Consider the following 19590-nt stretch of genomic DNA (forward strand, 5'->3'; position numbering starts at 1 on the left):
ATGTCTGCTGCCAATACCACTGCATTTGATATCAAGCGCAGCCTGATTGACGCGATTCTCGCCGGGCTGATTTCCCTGATCGTTTTTGGTCCCATCGTCGGCGTGGTGCTCGACGGCTACAGCTTCAATATGGAACCTACCCGCGTGGCCTGGCTGGTGGCCGGGGTGATGGCCGGGCGTTTCCTCCTCAGCCTGTTCCTGCAGACCCCCAAGGGCCAGTCGATTCTGCAAGGTTTCGAGGGCAGCGGCTCTGGTGTGCATGTGCTGGCACCGGACTACAAGTCGCGGCTGCGCTGGATCATTCCGGCGCTGATCGTGATTGCCATTGTCTTCCCGTTCTTTGCCAACAAGTACCTGCTGACCGTGGTTATCCTCGGCCTGATCTATGTGCTGCTGGGGCTCGGCCTGAACATCGTGGTGGGGCTGGCCGGCCTGCTTGACCTTGGCTACGTGGCCTTCTATGCCATCGGTGCCTATGGCCTGGCGCTGGGCTACCAGTACCTGGGCCTGGGCTTCTGGACCGTACTGCCACTGGCGGCCATCGCCGCGGCGTTGGCCGGGTGCATATTGGGCTTCCCGGTACTACGGATGCACGGCGACTACCTGGCCATCGTGACCCTGGGCTTCGGTGAAATCATTCGGCTGATACTCAACAACTGGCTGTCGTTCACCGGCGGCCCGAACGGCATGCCGGTGCCTTCGCCGACCTTCATGGGCCTGGAGTTCGGGCGCCGGGCCAAGGATGGTGGGGTACCGTTCCACGAGTTTTTCGGCATCGACTACAACCCCAACCTGAAATTCCTGTTCATCTACATTGTATTGTTCCTCGTGGTGCTGGCGGTGCTGTACATCAAGCACCGCTTGACCCGTATGCCGGTCGGCCGCGCTTGGGAAGCGCTGCGTGAAGACGAAATCGCCTGCCGTTCCATGGGCCTGAACCACGTCCTGGTAAAACTCTCGGCCTTCACCATCGGCGCTTCCACCGCCGGCCTTGCCGGGGTGTTCTTTGCCAGCTACCAGGGCTTCGTCAACCCGTCCTCGTTCACCTTCTTCGAGTCGGCGCTGATCCTGGCCATCGTGGTGCTCGGCGGCATGGGGTCGACCGTCGGTGTGGTGATCGCCGCGTTCGTCCTGACCGTGGCCCCGGAGCTACTGCGCAGCTTCTCTGAGTACCGGGTACTGCTGTTCGGCGTGCTCATGGTGTTGATGATGATCTGGCGACCGCGCGGGCTGATTCGCATCAGCCGTACCGGTGTCGTTCCGCGTAAAGGAGTAGCGCCATGAGCGATGACGTGATTCTCTCGGTCGATAACCTGATGATGCAGTTTGGCGGGATCAAGGCGCTCAGCGATGTCAGCCTCAAGGTCAAGCGCAACTCCATCTTCGCCCTGATCGGCCCTAACGGCGCGGGCAAGACCACCGTATTCAACTGCCTGACCGGCTTCTACAAGGCCAGTGGCGGCAAGATCGAACTGAACATGCGCGGTACCCGCACCAATGTGATCCAGCTGCTTGGCGAACGCTTTCGGCTGGGCGATTTTGTCTCGCCTAAGCGCTTCATCAGCCGCTTGCACTACAAGATGTTCGGCGGTACCCACCTGGTCAACCGCGCGGGCCTGGCGCGGACCTTCCAGAACATCCGCCTGTTCCGGGAAATGTCGGTGGTGGAGAACCTGCTGGTGGCCCAGCACATGTGGGTCAACCGCAATCTGCTGTCGGGCGTGCTGAACACCAAGGCGTACCGCAAGGCAGAGAGCGATGCCCTGGATCATGCCTTCTACTGGCTGGAAGTGGTCGACCTGGTCGACTGTGCCAACCGTCTGGCTGGTGAGTTGTCCTACGGCCAGCAACGCCGCCTGGAGATTGCCCGGGCCATGTGCACCCGGCCACAGATCATCTGCCTGGATGAGCCGGCGGCAGGCCTCAACCCGCAGGAAACCGAAGCCCTGAGCAAGATGATCCGCGTGCTGCGTGACGAGCACGACATCACCGTGGTGCTGATCGAGCACGACATGGGCATGGTCATGAGCATCTCCGACCACATCGTGGTCCTGGACCACGGCAATGTGATTGCCGAAGGCGCGCCACAGGATATTCGCAACAACCCGACGGTGATCGCCGCCTACCTGGGTGCCGACGAAGAGGAGCTGGTATGACTGCACCCATTCTCGAACTCAAGGACCTGGATGTGTTCTACGGGCCGATCCAGGCCCTGAAGAAAGTCTCGATGCACATCAATGAAGGTGAGACGGTGAGCCTGATCGGCTCCAACGGGGCCGGCAAGTCGACCCTGCTGATGTCGATCTTCGGTCAGCCGCGGGCGGCGAGCGGGCAGATTGTCTATCGCGGCACTGACATCACCCACAAGTCCTCCCACTACATCGCCTCCAACGGTATTGCTCAGTCGCCGGAAGGGCGTCGGGTATTCCCCGACATGTCAGTGGAAGAAAACCTGATGATGGGCACCATCCCCATTGGCGACAAATTTGCCGGTGAGGACATGCAGCGCATGTTCGACCTGTTCCCGCGGCTCAAGGAGCGGCGCAATCAGCGCGCCATGACCATGTCGGGTGGTGAGCAGCAAATGCTCGCCATCGCCCGGGCGCTGATGAGCCGGCCCAAACTGTTGCTGCTCGACGAGCCATCCCTGGGGTTGGCGCCGATTGTGGTCAAGCAGATCTTCGCTACCCTGCGTGAACTGGCCAAGACCGGCATGACGATCTTTCTGGTGGAGCAGAACGCCAACCACGCGCTCAAGCTCTCGGACCGTGCCTACGTGATGGTCAACGGACAGATCCGTCTGACTGGCACCGGGCAGGAGCTGTTGGTCAACGAGGAGGTGCGTAACGCCTATCTTGGCGGGCACTGATTCGAGCTGGCAAAAAACGCCCTGCATTGCAGGGCGTTTTTTTGTCCAGAGCTTTGTGGAAAACCTTGCGAGCACTTCCTTTCTGGCGCGACATAAAGTCGCTGCAAGCAGATGTTTTTCTGAGCTTTTGAGTTGTCCACCATTGGTGTGGACGCGGCTGTGGGTAACTTGGTGGCATCTTGCTGAAAGCCTTTGATTACAAGGCTTTCAGTTGTATGGTTGTTTTTTGATCAAGTGTTCAGGAAAGATTTTTACAGGCTCTTGTCAAGTCTTTTGTAGCCAGCGCAACCGGCCTTGAAATCCAGGTTTAAGTCTGTGGATAAGTCTGTGGGCAAGCATTGGAAAGAACGCTGCAAGCACCGTCTTCATAGGCCTTGGGCCATCATTGGAAATACTTCAACCGTAAGCCAGAGAGGCTTGAGCTCAAACAGCAGGCTTGTGGTCAAGGAAAATACTTGCCAATCCGAGCGCCAGGCCCGATCCGAGGGGCCGGGAGTTGCCCCCAGACTTTGTGCAAGAGCCTGTGGATAAGGTGAGCAAAGCTTGTTCCAGCCCTTATGGATCAAGGCGTTGGCGTGTTTGCTTGTTTTTTGTACAGTGCATGTGCGCTTGCTGGCAAGGTTGTCGGCGGGCATTCTGCTGATCCGTGATCTCGACCTTGCAAGGAGTACCCGATGACTTCCACCGTATTCATCACTGGCGCGACCTCTGGCTTCGGCGAAGCCTGTGCTCGTCGATTCGCCGAGGCTGGCTGGTCGCTGGTGCTGACCGGTCGCCGTCAGGAGCGTCTGGACGCGCTATGCGCAGAGTTGTCGAAACAGACCGAAGTGCACGGCCTGGTGCTCGACGTGCGTGACCGCAAGGCCATGGAAGCGGCGATTGCCAACCTGCCGCCGTCGTTCGCCACGTTGCGTGGGCTGATCAACAACGCGGGTCTGGCCCTGGGCGCCGACCCGGCACCCAAGTGCGACCTGGATGATTGGGACACCATGGTCGACACCAACATCAAGGGTTTGATGTACAGCACCCGCCTGTTGTTGCCACGGCTGATCGCCTATGGTCGCGGCGCGACCATCCTCAACGTGGGGTCCGTGGCGGGTAACTATCCGTATCCGGGCAGCCATGTGTATGGCGGCACCAAGGCCTTTGTCGGGCAGTTCTCCTTGAGCCTGCGCTGTGACCTGCAAGGCACCGGTGTGCGTGTCAGCAACATCGAGCCGGGATTGTGCGAAAGCGAGTTTTCCCTGGTGCGCTTCGGCGGTGACCAGGCGCGTTACGACGCTACTTATGCTGGCGCCGAAGCGATCCAGCCGCAGGATATTGCCGAGACCATCTTCTGGATCATGAACCAGCCGGCGCATATCAACATCAACAGCATTGAGCTGATGCCGGTGAGCCAGGCGTGGGCCGGGTTTTCGATCGATCGTTCCGGTAAGGCCTGAGGCCCTCATCGCCGCGCTTGCCGGCGATTGACGTCAGATCTGGCGCTGCAGACCTTCCAGGCAGGTCGCCAGATGATAGGGCGTGGTCGACGGCATATCGCTGCGGCTGACCGCGCCACTGGCGTCACGGCACTCGTACCAGCCATCGGCATGCAGGAAATCCCGTTGCAGCGCCTGTAGTTGGGTGCAGACCTTGTCGGCACTGCCGGGGCGCAAGGCCAGGGCGCGCAAGTACTCGGCCTGAGCCCAGATGCGCTGGGTAGCATCGCGGACCTGGCCGTCGGGGCTGAGCATGGCCAATGCTGCAGTGCCTTTCACCCCGCATTGCTCGGCATAGGCGAACGCGCGGTCGAGGGACGCGTGCAACTCGCTGCCGCGCAGCAGCGCTGAAGACTCAAGCAGGTAGAACCATTCGAACTGGTGGCCCGGTTCGAACCAGTTATCCACAGCACCGCGCGGTTTTTCCAGCATCACCCCGTGGCCGGGATCGATGAAGTGTTGTTGCATGGCATTGGCCAGCGCCAACAGGGCGCTTTGCACGTGTTCATCGTCACGTACTGCCAGCGTCGCAAGGAACGCTTCGGCCAGGTGCATCAGTGGGTTCTGTAAAGGGCCGCTGCCCAAGTCCGACCAGTCTTCATCCAGGCTGGCTTCATACAGCCCGTCATCCCGGCCGAAACGTTCGGCGACCACGCTCAGTGCCGCATTGAGGGTGGACTCGACCAACTGCTCGCGAACCTGCCCCCAGTAGTGGGCGCAGGCAAAGATGATGAAGGCGTGGGTGTAGAGATCCTTGCGCCGATCCAACGGTTTGCCCTGGGCATCGATACTGTAGAACCAGCCACCGTGCTCGGCATCGTGGAAGTGCCGTTGCAGCGAGCGGAACAGCGCCGATGCGCGTTCACGGGCGCCAGGTTGCTCGATACGGCTGCTGAACAGATACAGCTGACGGGCACAGGCCATGGCCCGGTAGCGTTGCACGGGCAGAGGCTGCTGCTGCGCATCAAGCGCTTCGAAAGGCAGGGCCATCTCTGCATTCCAGCCCGGACCTTGCCAGAGCGGCACGATGCGCTGGGTAAAGTGCGTCTGCACCTGTTCAAGCAGGGCAGGCAGTTCAGGCTGGGCGGTACGAAGGTCGGGCATGGAAAAGAATCGTCGCGATCGGTGCGTTTGCGCGCATGGTAGCAGGAAACGGCGCTGCTACAGGGTGCTGAGCCCCTGCCAATGCTTGGCGCCGACGAAGATGAAGCGCAATTGCTGGGTGATCTTGTCCTGGGCGCTCAGTGTTTGCCCGACGTCGTCAGCGGGCTCGTCGATCAGTTCCGGCAGGGTGGCGAACACGGTTTTCACCACCAGGTCGGCTATCACTGAGAGGGCGGCGTTATCCAGGTGCTGCCAGCGCGGCATGCGCTCAAGGTCGGTGGCGAGGTCCGAGCTGATGCCCTGGCGCAGGGTCGCGATCGCCTGACGTACCGGCTGCGAGCCACCATATTGCTCGCGCGCGAGGAACAGGAACTGCGCTCGATTGGCCGCGACCACGTCGAGGAAGATACGCACCGAGGCATCGGTAATGCCGCCGAGTTCGAATTCATTATGGCGGACCAGGCGAATGGTCTGACGAAAGGTTTCGCCGACTTCATTGACCAGGGCCAGGCCGAGCTGGTCCATATCGGAAAAGTGGCGATAGAAACCCGTTGGCACGATACCGGCGCTTTTGCTTACTTCGCGCAGGCTGATGCTGCCGAAGCCTCGACCACTTTCCATCAAGTGGCGGGCGGCATCCAGCAGGGCTTGGCGGGTCTGTTGCTTTTGTTCGGCGCGCGGCAGCATGGCGAGTATCGGCTGGCAGTGAAACAGCCCTGCACTCTAATAGCCTGCGCCTGGAAAAACAAAGCCCGGTCGACTGACCGGGCTGGGAGGGGAACTGCTACAGCGTTGGTATCTCTTGTTGTCTGGCATAGGCATCAGCTCGCACGTTGATTTTTTTCGATCAGGCGATCAGAACCACCTTCGGCGACCTGATAGCGCTCTTTCAGACGATCAGCGCCACCTTCGGCGATGCGGTTGCGTTCCAGCAGACGATCCGAGCCGCCTTCGGCTACACGGTTGCGTTCCAGCAGACGGTCAGAGCCGCCTTCGGCCAGGGTGTTCAGCGGTTGTGAAATTACCGTGGAACTGGAGCGGGACTCGGCGGTAAGGCTTTGTTCGCTGGCCGGAATGGCGAAGGCATTGGCGGCCAGGATGGACAGGGACAGGCTCAGCAGCAATTGGCGTTTCATGGTTCGGTGCTCCTTGGCGGGGCTGGAAAGTGGGTACAGGGCCAATGCTACGCTTGGGGGCGCCAGATAAAAGTTCATAAAGATAATGGTGACAATCGATGGAATTGATGTTTTGCCGCGAAGGCTCTAGGCCAATGCTTACAGGGGGTGCAAAGGCCGCGGTCGGGCGCAGGCAGGGTGGTCGATCCCTGCGCGTAATGATGGGAAACCGGGAAATAACTGCAGAAATATCATCGTCAATTAAACCCCTCGGGTTTTCATCAGTCCGATAACTAAGTGCCATCAAAACGCCCATTTCTGCCTTATAGGCGTCAGGAGAACCAAGCAATGACGCGTCCCGTCAGAATCCTCAGCTGGACCCTCGCCAGCCTGCTGCTGGCCGTGATATTACTGGCAATCGTCATCGCGACGTTCGATTGGAACCGGGTCAAGCCGACCCTCAATGCCAAGGTTTCCGAAGCGCTGCAGCGTCCCTTCGCAATCAATGGCAATCTCGCGGTGGCTTGGCAGCGCGAGCCGGAGCAGGGGGGCTGGAGGGCTTGGATGCCCTGGCCGCATTTCATCGCCGAAGACCTGACCCTGGGCAACCCGGACTGGCTCAAGGAGCCGCAGATGGTAGGTCTCAAGCGCGTCGAGTTTCGCTGCCGCTGCTGTTCCAGCAGATCGTCATCCCGCGCATCGACCTGGACCAGCCCACTGCCAGCCTCAAGCGCCTGGCCGATGGCCGGGCCAACTGGAGCTTCGATTTCGCTCCCAAGGATGAGCAGGCCGAACCTTCCAAATGGGTGCTGGATATCGGCGCCATCGGTTTCGACAAGGGCCAGGTCAGTCTTGATGACCAGACCCTGGAAACCCGTCTCGATGTAGTGATCGACCTGCTGGGCAAGCCGATACCGTTCAGCGATATCGTCGGCAAGGCCTCGGCGCAGAAAGCCGGTGCGGCCCAGGACTATGCCTTCGGCCTCCAGGTCAAGGGGCGCTACAAGGGCCAGGCGCTTTCCGGCAACGGCAAGATCGGCGGCCTGCTGGCGCTGCAGGATGCGAACCAGCCGTTTCCACTGCAGGCTGACATACAGATCGCCGACACCCGCATCGCCCTGGCCGGCACCCTGAGCGACCCGCGCAACCTGGGCGCCCTCGACCTGCGCCTGTCGGGCGCGAGCCTGGGCAACCTGTATCCACTTACTGGTGTGACCTTGCCGGATTCGCCGGCGTATTCCACCGACGGCCACCTGCAGGCCAAGCTGCATGAGCCCGGTGGCGCAGTGTTTCGCTACCAGGGCTTCAACGGCAAGATCGGCGACAGTGATATCCATGGCGACTTGACCTTCGTCTCCAGCCAGCCGCGGCCTAAACTCAGCGGCAACCTGGTTTCCAATCAGCTGTTGTTCAAAGACCTCGCACCGTTGATCGGTGCCGATTCCAATGCCGAACAGAAAGCCCGGGGTGGCGCCAGCAAACAACCGGCAGGCAAGGTGCTGCCGGTCGAGGCATTTCGCACCGAGCGCTGGCGGACCATGGACGCCGACGTGACCTTCAGCGGCAAGCGTATCGTGCACAGCCAGGCGTTGCCGTTCACCGACCTTTCCAGCCATTTCGTCCTCGACGATGGTGTGCTGCGCCTGGCGCCGCTGCGTTTTGGCGTGGCGGGCGGCAAGCTTGATGCCCAGGTGCGCCTGGATGGACGCACGCTGCCGTTGCAAGGCCGGGCCCAGCTCAGCGCACGGGGTTTCAAGCTCAAGCAGCTGTTCCCGACCTTCGAACCGATGAAAACCAGTTTTGGTCAAATCAATGGCGACGCCGACCTCAGCGGCCGGGGCAACTCGCTGGCAGCCTTGCTGGCCACCGCCAATGGCGAGCTGAAGATGCTGATCAACGATGGCGCCATCAGTCGTGGCTTGATGGAAGTCGCCGGGCTGAACGTGGGCAATTATGTGGTGGGCCAGCTGTTCGGTGACAAGGAAGTGAAGATCAACTGCGCTGCTGCCGATTTCGCTATCAAGGATGGCTTGGCGACGACCCGCCTGTTTGTTTTCGACACCGAGAACGCGATCATCCACATCAATGGCACGGCCAACTTCGCCAGTGAGCAGCTGGATTTGAAGATCAACCCCGAGTCCAAGGGCTTGCGTCTGTTCTCGCTGCGTTCGCCGTTATACGTGCGTGGTCCTTTTGCCAAACCCAGCGCCGGCGTGCAGGCGGTGCCGCTGGCCTTGCGTGGTTCGGGGATGGTTGCGCTGGGGGTGGTGATCGGCCCCGCTGCGGGACTGCTGGCGTTGGTTGCGCCTGGGGGCGATGTGCCGAATCAGTGCACGCCGTTGCTGGAGCAGATGAAGGCCGGGAAGGCGCCGCGGGCGATGAAGGCCGGTTAAAAGCATCGCGGGTGCAGGCGCCGCGGCGAGCACCGGGCGTTCGATTGCGATTGCTATCGAAGTGCCTGTAGGGTGGGCCGACTGTCCACGGAATGGGGAATGCAGCCTTGGCTCAAGAGCTTGCCACACGTTATCCACTGGTGTTGGTGCCAGGTATGCTCGGCTTCGTCCGCCTGCTGCTTTACCCCTATTGGTTCGGCATTGTCTCGGCCCTGCGCCGGGGCGGAGCCAAGGTCTTTGCCATCCAGGTGTCGCCGCTCAACGCCACTGAGGTGCGTGGCGAGCAGTTGCTGCAGATCATCGAAGACATCCGCCAACGCACAGGCGCCGACAAGGTCAACCTGCTCGGCCACAGCCAGGGGGCGCTGACGGCGCGCTATGCGGCGGCCAAGCGGCCGGAATGGGTGGCCTCGGTGACGTCCATTGCCGGGCCTAATCACGGTTCGGAGCTGGCTGACTACCTGCTTGAGCATTACCCCGCCGATTCCGCCCGCGGGCGTTTGCTCAAGGCATTGCTGCATGGTCTGGGGGTGTTGATGGGCTGGCTGGAAACCGGCTGGCGCGGGCCAAAGCTGCCCATCGACGTGAACGCCTCGCACCATTCGCTGACCCGCGCTGGCGTCGCTTTGTTCAATCAGGTTTATCCACAGGGCCTGCCCAGCACCTGGGGCGGTGAGGGGCCTGCCGAGGTCAACGGTGTGCGTTACTACTCCTGGTCCGGCACTTTGCAGCCGGGGCTGACCGACACGGGCCTGAACCGCCTGGATGGCAGCAACCGCTTCTGTCGCCTGTTTGCCCGAACCTTCGTCCATGAAGCCGGGCACTGCGATGGCATGGTCGGGCGCTACAGCTCGCACCTGGGTCAGGTGATCGGCGATGACTATCCGCTCGACCACCTGGACATTGTCAATCAGTCACTCGGCGCGGTGGGCAAGGGCGCTGATCCGGTGCGCCTGTTCACCGAGCATGCGGCTCGGCTCAAGGCTGCGGGGCTGTAGCAGCGCCAAGCCTGGGTTGGGGGACTGTAAGAGTTTTTGTCTACACTCTCGGCGAGGCTGCGCGATGGGCGCGGCGACAAGGAGAGAACGCCATGACGATGGTGCGTGTACCGCTACTGCTGTTGGGCCTGTTGATGTGTTCACAAGGCTTTGCTGCCACCGCGCAGCAGGAAAAAATGAAAACCTGCAACGCCGACGCCACCGTCAAGGCCCTCAAGGGCGACGAGCGCAAGGCCTTCATGAGCACCTGCCTCAAAGCCAAGCCTGAGACCCAGCAGGAAAAAATGAAAACCTGCAACGCCGACGCCACCGTCAAGGCCCTCAAGGGCGATGAGCGCAAAGCGTTCATGAGTGACTGCCTGAAGAAAAAGTGACCTGCCGAACCTGACCGGGGTCATCTGCGGTCGCGCTACTATGCCTGCCCGGCGAAGGCTGGCAGACTGCGCCTTTTCCTGCAGTTGCCCTTGAGGTTGTATGACCTTTACTCCTAGCCAGATCAAGCTGGCCAGTTGGATCATCGTGTTCGCCGGTCTGTTGCTGGTGTTGCCGCTCAAGCTGTTGCCGAGCCTGCTGGCCGGTTTGCTGGTGTTCGAACTGGTCAATATGCTCACGCCCAAGCTGCAGCATCTGATTGCCGGGGAGCGTGCGCGCTGGTTGGCGGTGGCCTTGCTGGGCACCCTGGTGGTCAGCACCTTGACCCTGCTGTTTGCCGGTGCGATCAGTTTCCTGTTGCACGAAGCGGAGAACCCCGGCGCTTCGCTGGACAAGTTCATGCTCCTGGTGGATCAGGCCCGCGGGCAGTTGCCGCCCTTTGTCGATGCCTACCTGCCAGCCAGCGCGGCAGAGTTCAAAGTTGCCATCGGTGAGTGGCTGAAGACCCATCTGGGCGAGTTGCAACTGGTGGGCAAGGGCGCGGCGCACATGTTCGTCACCCTGCTGATCGGCATGATCCTCGGCGCCATCGTCGCCCTGCAGCAAATTCCCGATATTTCCCGACGCAAGCCCTTGGCGGCGGCCCTGTTCAATCGCCTGGCGCTGCTGGTCCAGGCGTTTCGCAACATCGTCTTCGCGCAGATCAAGATTTCCCTGCTCAACACCTTTTTCACCGGGATCTTCCTGGCCGTGGTGTTGCCGTTGTTCGACGTGCACCTGCCGCTGACCAAGACCCTGATCGTACTGACCTTCCTGCTTGGTCTACTGCCGGTGATCGGCAACCTGATATCCAACACCCTGATCACCATCGTCGGTTTGTCGCTGTCGATCTGGGTGGCCATGGCGGCGCTGGGTTATCTGATTGTTATCCACAAGGTCGAGTACTTCCTCAACGCGCGGATTGTCGGCGGGCAGATCAGCGCCAAGTCCTGGGAACTGCTGCTGGCGATGCTGGTGTTCGAGGCGGCGTTTGGATTGCCGGGCGTGGTGGCGGGGCCGATCTATTACGCCTACCTGAAGAGCGAGCTTCGGCAGGCTGAGCTGGTGTGAAGTTTTTCGCCGGCAATGCCGGCTCCTACAGGGGTAGGCGGTGGCATTGATTGTAGGAGCCGGCGTTGCCGGCGAAAGGGCCGCATAGCGGCCCCGATACCCTCAACCGTACCGCTTGCGCGCTTCGATCGCCAAACCGCTACCAATACTGCCGAAGATATTGCCTTCAACATGCCGCGCATTGGGCAACATCGCCGCCACGCTCTGGCGCAGGGCCGGGATGCCGCTCGAACCACCGGTGAAGAACACCGTATCAACCTGGGCCACGCCGACGCCGGCCTTGCTCAGCAGCTCGCTGACACTACCGCTCACGCGCTCGAGCAGGCTGTCGATCGATGCTTCGAACAGCGCCCGGCTCAGCTCGACGCTGAGCCCCGATTCGACCCGCTTGAGGTCGACCAGGCGGCGGTCGTTGTGGGTCAGTTCGATCTTGCTTTCTTCCACTTCCATGGCCAGCCAGTGACCGGCACGTTGTTCGATCAGTTTGAACAGGCGGTCGATGCCGTCGGTGTCTTCGATGTCGTAGCGCATGCTGCCCAGGGCTAACTGGGACTTTTGCGAGTACACCGAGTTGATTGTGTGCCAGGTGGCCAGGTTCATGTGATGGCCGGTCGGCATGAAGGCGCCGCTTTTCATCCGGCTGCCATAGCCGAACAGTGGCATCACGCCCTGCAGGCTCAGCTGTTTGTCGAAGTCGGTACCGCCGATGTGCACGCCGCCGGTGGCGAGGATGTCGTCGTGGCGATCATCGAGCATGTGCCGTTCAGGGGCCAGGCGCACCAGGGAGAAGTCCGATGTACCGCCGCCGATGTCGACGATCAGCACCAGTTCTTCGCCCTGGATGTTCGACTCGTAGTCGAAGGCGGCGGCAATGGGCTCGTACTGGAAGGAGACTTCCTTGAAACCGATCTTCCTGGCCACTTCGGCCAAAGTGTCTTCGGCTTCCTGGTCGGCGGCTTGGTCGTCGTCGACAAAGTACACCGGGCGGCCCAGCACCACCTCATCGAACGCTCTGCCAGCGTTGGCCTCGGCGCGTTTCTTCAGCTCGCCGATGAACATGCCCAGCAGGTCCTTGAACGGCAGGGCGGTGCCCAGCACGCTGGTGTCGTGCTTGATCAGTTTGGAACCCAGCAGGCTCTTGAGCGAGCGCATCAGCCGGCCTTCGTAACCTTCGAGGTATTCGTGCAGGGCCAACCGGCCGTATACCGGGCGGCGCTCCTCGATGTTGAAGAACACCACCGACGGCAGGGTGATCTTGCCGTCTTCCAGGGCGATCAACGACTCCACGCCTGGGCGATGCCAGCCGACGGTGGAGTTGGAGGTGCCAAAGTCGATGCCGCAGGCACGGGCCGGGGATGCGTCACTCATGGGTTGTACTTCCGGGGGAAAAACGGCCGCGCAGTTTATGCCAGTGGTCAGCAGAATCAAGACCGATTATCTGCTTTACAGCAAACCCAAGGGTGCCTTGAAAGGCTATGCTTGACCCCAATCTGCAGAAGCATTGAACAACTGATGGTGATTCCTTAGATGGACTTCAAAGACTACTACAAGATACTTGGCGTAGAGCCCACAGCGGACGACAAGGCGATCAAGACCGCCTACCGCAAGCTCGCGCGCAAGTATCACCCCGACGTCAGCAAAGAGCGTGACGCCGAGGAAAAATTCAAGGAGGCCAACGAGGCCTACGAGGCCTTGGGCAGCCCGGAAAAACGCGCTGAATACGACGAACTGCGCAAGTACGGCCAGCACGGCCGGCCCTTCCAGGGGCCGCCAGGCTGGGAAAGCCGTAGCTCCGGAGGTTTCGAAGGCGGCGACTTTTCCGACTTCTTCAGCTCGATCTTCGGTGCGCGTGGTGGCAACGGCAATCCTTTTGGCCGCGGCCAGCAACGCAGCAGCGGTCGGCGAGGGCAAGACGTGGAAATGGAACTGGCGATTTTCCTTGAGGAAACCCTGTCCGGCGAGTCGAAGCAGATCAGCTTCCAGGTTCCGCAACATAACGGCAGCGGCCAGCGTACCGGCTTCACCACCAAGACCCTGAACGTGAAGATCCCGGCCGGGGTTAGCGATGGCGAGAAGATCCGCCTCAAGGGCCAGGGCGCGTCGGGTATCGGCGGTGGCGCCAATGGCGACCTGTTCCTGACCATCCGCATGGCACCGCATCCGCTGTTCGATGTCGAAGGTCATGACCTGATCATCACGGTGCCCCTGGCGCCCTGGGAAGCCGCGCTGGGTACCAAGGTGGCGGTGCCGACCCTGACCGGCAAGATCAACCTGACCATTCGTGCCGACAGCCAGAGCGGCCAGCGCCTGCGGGTCAAGGGCATGGGCCTGGCCAACAAGCAGGGCCAGCGCGGTGATCTCTACGCGCAGCTGAAGGTGGTGATGCCAAGCCACAGCGACGACGTGACCCGCGAGTTGTGGAGCAAGCTGGCGCAGAAGGCGGCGTTCAATCCGAGGACTCAATGGAGTAGCTGATTATGAGCACCCTGGTCGTTCAACTGGACATGCAGACCCTCTGTCGGGAAGCCGATCTACCGGCGGCCTACGTGATCGAGATCGTCGAACATGGCATTGTCGAACCCTCCGGACGCACGCCGGAAGAGTGGCTGTTTGACGATCAGGCTGCGCTATTGGCCAAACGCGCGGCCAAGTTGCAGCGCGAGCTTGAGCTGGAGTGGGAGGGCGTGGCGCTGGCCCTGGAGTTGCTGGAGGAGGTTCAGCAGCTGCGCAGTGAGAACAGCATGCTCAAGCAGCGCTTGGGCAGATTTCTGCAGGGCTGAAAGCATCGCGGGGCAAGCCCGCGATGAGAACCTAAAGCTGTTTGTAATACAGGGCTGTGGGCCGATATGTGCCATCCGGCCCGCAGGCGTAATCAGGAATCTCGCCAGCCTTGGTGTACCCCAGCGACTGATAGAACGCCTCCGCCCCCGACCCAGCCTCGACATCCAGATACAACATACCGCGTTGTTTCTGCCGCGCCGTCGCTTCCAGCGTCTGCATCAGCTGCTGGCCCAATCCTCGGCGTCGTGCCCCGCTGTGCACCAGCAATTTCTGCACTTCGGCCCGATTCAGCCCATTGAGCTTCTGGCAAAGCCCCAACTGCACGCTGCCCAGTACCTCCTTGTCCTTGCCGACCACCCATAGCAGCAGTTCGCCATTGACCAGGCGCTGCTTCACTTCATCGAAGTAGCTGTTGGCCTGCTGTGTATCGATATCTGCCAGAAAGTCCAGCGAGGCACCGTGTGCTACGGCATCAAGCAACAATGCCACCAGGCCGTCGCGGTAGTAGGCAAAGCCTTCAGCGGTCACACGATTGAGTTGCGCAGCATTCATAAAGCTTCACTCCATTGAGCGTGGGGGTGCGCCAGGGTTGAGGATCAACTGCATGAAAGTCAGGTCTAGCCAGCGACCGAACTTCACGCCCACCTGGGGCATCTGCCCATTGAGCGTAAAGCCCAGACGCTCGTGCAAACGGATGGAAGCCGCATTACCGCTTTCGATAGCGGCGACCATGACGTGCTTGCCACAAATGTGGGCGCGCTCGATCAACGCCTGCATCAGTTTCGGGCCCAGGCCGTTACCGCGTTGGTCGGTGCGGATATACACCGAGTGTTCGACGGTATGGCGAAAGCCCTCGAAGGGCCGCCAGTCACCGAAAGAAGCATAGCCGAGCACGTCGTCACCTGCGGCGGCGTCGACGGCCACCAGAATCGGATAGTGCTGGGCCTGGCGCGCGTCGAACCAGGCCTGGCGATTGGCTAGGTCAACGGGTTGTTCATTCCAGATCGCCGTGGTGTTGAGCACAGCGTCGTTATAGATGTCGCGAATGCCCGGCAGATCGGCAGATACGGCATCACGAATCAGGTAAGTCATGACAGCTTCTCGAACGTCTACGAAGTGTTGTTCAGGTTAAATGGTTACCAGGCCGCGCACACCTTCGGCTTCCATGTTTTCACCTCGTCCGGCCTGGACAATTTCGCCCCGGGACATCACCAGGTACTGATCGGCAAGCTCGGCGGCAAAGTCGTAGAACTGCTCCACCAGGAGGATGGCCATGTCACCACGGGCGGCCAGTGTGCTGATGACCGCGCCGATTTCCTTGATTACCGAGGGCTGGATGCCTTCAGTTGGTTCGTCGAGAATCAACAGGCGTGGCTGGCTGGCCAGGGCGCGACCGATTGCCAATTGCTGTTGCTGGCCACCGGAGAGGTCGCCGCCACGGCGGTGTTTCATCTGCAGCAGTACCGGGAAGAGCTCGTAGATGAACGGCGGGACGCTTTTGGCCTGGCTGGCGCTGAAGCGCGACAGGCCCATCAGCAGGTTCTCTTCGACGCTCAGGCGCGGGAAGATCTCCCGGCCCTGGGGCACGTAGGCGATACCGGCGTGCACCCGTTGATGTGGCTTGAGCGCAGTGATTGCCTGGCCTTCCCAGTGCACGCTGCCTTCACGGGTGGGTAACAGGCCCATCAGGCAGCGCAGCAAAGTGGTCTTGCCGACGCCGTTGCGGCCGAGCAGGCAGGTCACTTCGCCGACCTTGGCCTCGAAGGACAGGCCACGCAGGATGTGGCTGCCGCCGTAGTATTGGTGCAGTGAGTCGATTTTCAGCATGTCTGATATCCGTCGATTGTCTGTACCGGTCTTATCGCCCTAGGTAAACCTCGATCACCCGATCATCAGCCTGCACCTGCTCCAGCGAGCCCTCGGCAAGAACGCTACCCTGGTGCAGCACCGTGACATGGTCGGCAATGCTGCCGACAAAGCCCATGTCGTGCTCGACCACCATCAGTGAATGCTTGCCGGCCAGGCCCTTGAACAGTTCAGCGGTGAACTCGGTTTCGGCGTCGGTCATGCCCGCCACCGGCTCATCGAGCAGCAACAATTGCGGTTCTTGCATCAACAGCATGCCGATCTCCAGGAACTGCTTCTGGCCGTGCGACAGCAAACCCGCCGGACGCTGGGCAGAGGTGGTCAGGCGAATGGTGTGCAGGACTTCATCGATCCGGTCCTTTTGTTCGCCACTCAAGCGCGCGACCAGGCTGGCCAGCACCGACTTGTCGGCTTTCTGCGCCAGTTCGAGGTTCTCGAACACACTCAAGGCCTCGAATACCGTGGGTTTCTGGAACTTGCGGCCGATCCCGGCCTGGGCGATCTGTACTTCGCTCATGCGGGTCAGGTCCAGGGTGTCGCCAAACCAGGCCTTGCCGGTGGTGGGCCGGGTCTTGCCGGTGATCACATCCATCAGGGTGGTTTTGCCTGCGCCGTTGGGGCCGATGATGCAGCGCAGTTCGCCAACGCCGATGTACAGGTTCAGGGCATTAAGCGCTTTGAAACCGTCGAAGCTGACGCTGATGTCCTCCAGGGTCAGCACCGTGCCGTGACGTACATCCAGGCCTTCGCCACGCAGTTGGCCAAGGCCGATGGCGTCGCGACTGCTGCCAGCGTCGAGGATCGGTTCGAGCATGAATTCCGGATGCACCGGTGGCAGAGGTATGGCTCTCATTGTTCCCCCTTTTTCTTCAACAGCCCGACCACGCCTTTGGGCAGGTACAAGGTGACCACAATGAACAACGCGCCCAGGCAGAACAGCCAGTACTCGGGGAACGCCACGGTGAACCAGCTCTTCATGCCATTGACCAGACCTGCGCCGAGCAACGGGCCGATGAGGGTGCCGCGCCCACCGAGGGCTACCCACACGGCGGCTTCGATGGAGTTGGTCGGCGACATTTCACTGGGGTTGATGATGCCCACTTGCGGTACGTACAGCGCGCCAGCCAGACCACAGAGCACGGCGCTGAGCACCCAGACAAACAGCTTGAAACCACGCGGGTCGTAGCCACAGAACATCAGCCGGTTCTCGGCGTCGCGCAGCGCGGTCAGGACCCGGCCGAACTTGCTCCGGGCCAGCCGCCACCCCAGGTACAAGCTGACCACTAGCAGCGCAACGGTCAGCAGGAACAGCACCGCGCGCGTACTTTGCGCGGTGATCGGAAAGCCAAGGATGCTGCGAAAGTTGGTGAAGCCGTTGTTGCCACCAAAGCCGGTCTCGTTGCGAAAGAACAGCAGCATGCCGGCAAAGGTCAGGGCCTGGGTCATGATCGAGAAGTACACGCCCTTGATCCGCGAGCGGAAGGCGAAAAAGCCGAACACCAGGGCCAGCAATCCGGGCGCCAGCACCACCAGGCACAGGGCCCAGGCAAAATGCTGGGTGCCGGCCCAGTACCACGGCAGCTCGGTCCAGGACAGGAAGGTCATGAACGCTGGCAGACCGTCACCCGCCGCTTCGCGCATCAGGTACATGCCCATGGCGTAGCCGCCGAGGGCGAAGAACAGCCCGTGGCCCAACGACAGCAAACCGGCATAGCCCCAGACCAGATCCAGCGCCAGGGCGACAATGGCGTAGCAGAGGATCTTGCCGACCAGGGTCAGGGTGTAGGCCGAGACCTGCAGGCCGTGGCCGTCGGGCAGTAATGACAGCAAGGGCAGGGCCAGGAGTACCAGCAGGACAACAGCGGCGGTGGCCAGGGTCCAGCGTGGGCCAGCCTTCTGGCTGGCGGTAACAAGCAGAGGCTGGTTCATCAGTCGATTACCCGTCCCTTGAGGGCGAAGAGGCCTTGCGGGCGTTTCTGGATGAACAGAATGATCAGCGCAAGGATGAGGATCTTGCCGAGCACCGCACCGATCTGCGGCTCCAGCAGTTTGTTGGCAATGCCCAGGCCAAAGGCTGCCCAGAGGCTGCCTGCCAGTTGACCGACGCCGCCCAGCACCACCACCAGGAAGGAATCGATGATGTAACTCTGGCCCAGGTCCGGGCCGACGTTGTCGATCTGGCTCAGGGCCACGCCGCCGAGCCCGGCGATGCCCGATCCCAGGCCAAAGGCGAGCATGTCCACGCGCCCGGTGGGCACCCCGCTGCAGGCGGCCATGTTACGGTTCTGGGTGACCGCACGCACGTTCAGGCCCAGGCGCGTACGGTTGAGCAGCAACCAGGTCAGCACCATCACGAACAGGGCGAAGCCGATGATCACCAGGCGGCTGTAGGGCAGGACCAGGTTGGGCAGCACCTGGACGCCGCCGGAGAGCCAGCCCGGGTTGGCCACTTCGACGTTCTGTGCGCCAAACAGCAGACGGATGGCCTGAATCAGGATCAGGCTGATGCCCCAGGTGGCCAGCAGGGTTTCCAGTGGGCGGCCGTACAAGTGACGGATCACCGTGCGCTCCAAGAGCATACCGACCCCGGCGCTGACGGCGAAGGCCACCGGCAGGGCAATCAATGGATAGAACTCGATGGCGCCCGGCGCGTAACGCTGGATCAGGATCTGTACGACATAGGTGGCGTAGGCCCCGAGCATCAACATCTCACCGTGGGCCATGTTGATCACCCCGAGCAGGCCGAAGGTGATCGCCAGTCCCAGGGCAGCCAATAACAGGATCGAGCCCAGTGACAAGCCACTGAACGCCTGGCCGAGCAGTTCACCAAACAACAGCTTGCGCTTGACCTGGGCCAGGCTGGTTTCGGCGGCGGTGCGCACATTGGCGTCGCTTTCCACGCCCGGTTCGAGCAACGACTCAAGACGCGTGCGGGCCATGGGATCGCCGGTTTCGCCGAGCAAGCGTACGGCAGCCAGGCGTATGGCCGGGTCAGTGGCAGCCAGTTGCAGATTGGCCAGGGCCAGGCCGAGAGCCGCGTGCACAGCGGCATCGGTTTCGCTGGCGAAGCGCCGGTCAAGGAAGGCAACTTGCGACGGCTGGGCACTTTTTTGCAGCTGCTGGGCAGCGGCCAGGCGCATCCTTGCGTCGTCGCTGAGCAGTTGATGGCTGGCCAGGGCGTTATCCACAAGCCCGCGCAGGCGATTGTTCAGGCGCAGCTTGCGGCTGTCGGTGGGGCTGAGGCGGCCTTGCTGCAGCGAGGTCAGCAGTTCAAGACGGGCCGGGTCCGGTTGCGCCGCCCAGTGCTGAAGCAGGCGGGCCTGTTCGTTGACCTTGGCAGCGATGAAGTAGTCGGCGTCGCTGGCCTGGGCAGCCAGGGGCAGCAATAGCAGGAGGCCGAGGAAAAGGCGCAGGAGAGCCTTGGGCATGAGGGTTTCCTTGTGGTGTTGTCGTTGGCCTCATCGCCAGCAAGGCCGGCTCCTACAGGTTTTGTAGGAGCTG

At 61.4% G+C, this 19590-nt stretch carries 19 protein-coding genes and 2 pseudogenes; 10 read left to right on the top strand and 11 right to left on the bottom strand.

Annotated features, from left to right (window positions below; genetic code table 11):
• From livM to ACRESH_RS02145, 3 genes are read left to right on the top strand one after another with little or no spacing between them, the layout of a single operon-like run.
• Positions 1-1284 carry a high-affinity branched-chain amino acid ABC transporter permease LivM gene (gene livM, locus ACRESH_RS02135; protein WP_431740379.1) on the top strand — a complete coding sequence of 428 codons (1284 nt, stop codon included), beginning with the start codon at positions 1-3 and terminating at the stop codon, positions 1282-1284.
• Positions 1281-2156 carry an ABC transporter ATP-binding protein gene (locus ACRESH_RS02140; protein ID WP_431740380.1) on the top strand — a complete coding sequence of 292 codons (876 nt, stop codon included), beginning with the start codon at positions 1281-1283 and terminating at the stop codon, positions 2154-2156. Before livM ends, ACRESH_RS02140 begins: the two co-directional genes overlap by 4 nt.
• The gene (locus ACRESH_RS02145) at positions 2153-2869 is read left to right on the top strand and encodes an ABC transporter ATP-binding protein (RefSeq protein ID WP_431740381.1); all 717 of its coding nucleotides are present in this window, start codon (positions 2153-2155) and stop codon (positions 2867-2869) included. Before ACRESH_RS02140 ends, ACRESH_RS02145 begins: the two co-directional genes overlap by 4 nt.
• 365 nt (positions 2870-3234) lie before the next feature.
• On the opposite strand, the gene ACRESH_RS02150 is transcribed toward ACRESH_RS02145, so the two are convergent.
• The gene (locus ACRESH_RS02150; protein ID WP_431740382.1) at positions 3235-3504 is read right to left on the bottom strand and encodes a hypothetical protein; all 270 of its coding nucleotides are present in this window, start codon (positions 3502-3504) and stop codon (positions 3235-3237) included.
• 39 nt (positions 3505-3543) lie between these two features.
• Here ACRESH_RS02150 and ACRESH_RS02155 point away from each other — a divergent pair, with 39 nt between their 5' ends.
• The gene (locus tag ACRESH_RS02155) at positions 3544-4311 is read left to right on the top strand and encodes an SDR family oxidoreductase (protein WP_431740383.1); all 768 of its coding nucleotides are present in this window, start codon (positions 3544-3546) and stop codon (positions 4309-4311) included.
• 33 nt (positions 4312-4344) lie between these two features.
• Here the strand turns inward: ACRESH_RS02155 and ACRESH_RS02160 are convergent, their stop codons facing one another.
• The 3 genes and pseudogenes from ACRESH_RS02160 to ACRESH_RS02170 form a co-directional block, all read right to left on the bottom strand.
• Entirely contained in the window at positions 4345-5454 is a 1110-nt protein-coding gene (locus tag ACRESH_RS02160) for an AGE family epimerase/isomerase (RefSeq protein WP_431740384.1), read from the bottom strand.
• Positions 5455-5511: 57 nt separating this feature from the next.
• A complete protein-coding gene (locus tag ACRESH_RS02165; RefSeq protein ID WP_431740385.1) occupies positions 5512-6141 on the bottom strand; it encodes a TetR family transcriptional regulator in 630 nt (209 codons plus the stop codon).
• A gap of 137 nt (positions 6142-6278) precedes the next feature.
• Positions 6279-6590 (bottom strand): annotated as a pseudogene (locus ACRESH_RS02170) (hypothetical protein); the annotation flags it as partial.
• Between the two features lie 327 nt (positions 6591-6917).
• On the opposite strand from ACRESH_RS02170, the pseudogene ACRESH_RS02175 reads away from it, so the two are divergent.
• The 4 genes and pseudogenes from ACRESH_RS02175 to ACRESH_RS02190 all read left to right on the top strand — a co-directional run bounded on the left by ACRESH_RS02175 (position 6918) and on the right by ACRESH_RS02190 (position 11442).
• Positions 6918-8962 (top strand): annotated as a pseudogene (locus ACRESH_RS02175) (AsmA family protein).
• 107 nt (positions 8963-9069) lie between these two features.
• Positions 9070-9960 carry a lipase family alpha/beta hydrolase gene (locus ACRESH_RS02180; protein ID WP_431740386.1) on the top strand — a complete coding sequence of 297 codons (891 nt, stop codon included), beginning with the start codon at positions 9070-9072 and terminating at the stop codon, positions 9958-9960.
• A gap of 92 nt (positions 9961-10052) precedes the next feature.
• Positions 10053-10334: a PsiF family protein gene (locus ACRESH_RS02185; RefSeq protein ID WP_431740387.1), complete on the top strand. Its 282-nt coding sequence runs from the start codon at positions 10053-10055 to the stop codon at positions 10332-10334.
• 100 nt (positions 10335-10434) lie between these two features.
• Positions 10435-11442, top strand: a complete 1008-nt coding sequence (locus ACRESH_RS02190; protein ID WP_431740388.1) for an AI-2E family transporter — start codon at positions 10435-10437, stop codon at positions 11440-11442.
• A gap of 102 nt (positions 11443-11544) precedes the next feature.
• Here the strand turns inward: ACRESH_RS02190 and ACRESH_RS02195 are convergent, their stop codons facing one another.
• A complete protein-coding gene (locus tag ACRESH_RS02195; RefSeq protein WP_431740389.1) occupies positions 11545-12810 on the bottom strand; it encodes an Hsp70 family protein in 1266 nt (421 codons plus the stop codon).
• Between the two features lie 159 nt (positions 12811-12969).
• On the opposite strand from ACRESH_RS02195, the gene cbpA reads away from it, so the two are divergent.
• Both cbpA and ACRESH_RS02205 read left to right on the top strand, forming a co-directional pair.
• A complete protein-coding gene (gene cbpA, locus ACRESH_RS02200) occupies positions 12970-13917 on the top strand; it encodes a curved DNA-binding protein (RefSeq protein WP_431740390.1) in 948 nt (315 codons plus the stop codon).
• A complete protein-coding gene (locus tag ACRESH_RS02205) occupies positions 13917-14222 on the top strand; it encodes a chaperone modulator CbpM (protein ID WP_431740481.1) in 306 nt (101 codons plus the stop codon). The genes cbpA and ACRESH_RS02205 overlap by 1 nt, the downstream gene beginning before the upstream one ends.
• Positions 14223-14253: 31 nt before the next feature.
• Here the strand turns inward: ACRESH_RS02205 and ACRESH_RS02210 are convergent, their stop codons facing one another.
• Genes ACRESH_RS02210 through urtB form a run of 6 tightly spaced genes read right to left on the bottom strand, consistent with a single transcriptional unit; the run spans position 14254 to position 19517 of the window.
• Complete coding sequence (locus ACRESH_RS02210) at positions 14254-14775, bottom strand: N-acetyltransferase family protein (RefSeq protein WP_431740391.1); 522 nt, start codon at positions 14773-14775, stop codon at positions 14254-14256.
• 6 nt (positions 14776-14781) lie between these two features.
• Positions 14782-15315 carry an N-acetyltransferase family protein gene (locus tag ACRESH_RS02215; protein ID WP_431740392.1) on the bottom strand — a complete coding sequence of 178 codons (534 nt, stop codon included), beginning with the start codon at positions 15313-15315 and terminating at the stop codon, positions 14782-14784.
• Positions 15316-15351: 36 nt separating this feature from the next.
• Positions 15352-16050: an urea ABC transporter ATP-binding subunit UrtE gene (gene urtE, locus ACRESH_RS02220; protein WP_431740393.1), complete on the bottom strand. Its 699-nt coding sequence runs from the start codon at positions 16048-16050 to the stop codon at positions 15352-15354.
• Between the two features lie 31 nt (positions 16051-16081).
• Positions 16082-16942 (bottom strand): urea ABC transporter ATP-binding protein UrtD, encoded by an 861-nt coding sequence (gene urtD, locus ACRESH_RS02225; RefSeq protein WP_431740394.1) that lies wholly within the window; start codon positions 16940-16942, stop codon positions 16082-16084.
• Positions 16939-18018, bottom strand: coding sequence for an urea ABC transporter permease subunit UrtC (gene urtC / locus ACRESH_RS02230; RefSeq protein ID WP_400172215.1), 1080 nt, complete (start codon positions 18016-18018; stop codon positions 16939-16941). Before urtC ends, urtD begins: the two co-directional genes overlap by 4 nt.
• Positions 18018-19517, bottom strand: a complete 1500-nt coding sequence (urtB, locus tag ACRESH_RS02235; RefSeq protein ID WP_431740395.1) for an urea ABC transporter permease subunit UrtB — start codon at positions 19515-19517, stop codon at positions 18018-18020. Before urtB ends, urtC begins: the two co-directional genes overlap by 1 nt.
• Positions 19518-19590: the final 73 nt, after the last annotated feature.

The organism is Pseudomonas sp., assembly GCF_050739775.1.
GTDB lineage: Bacteria > Pseudomonadota > Gammaproteobacteria > Pseudomonadales > Pseudomonadaceae > Aquipseudomonas.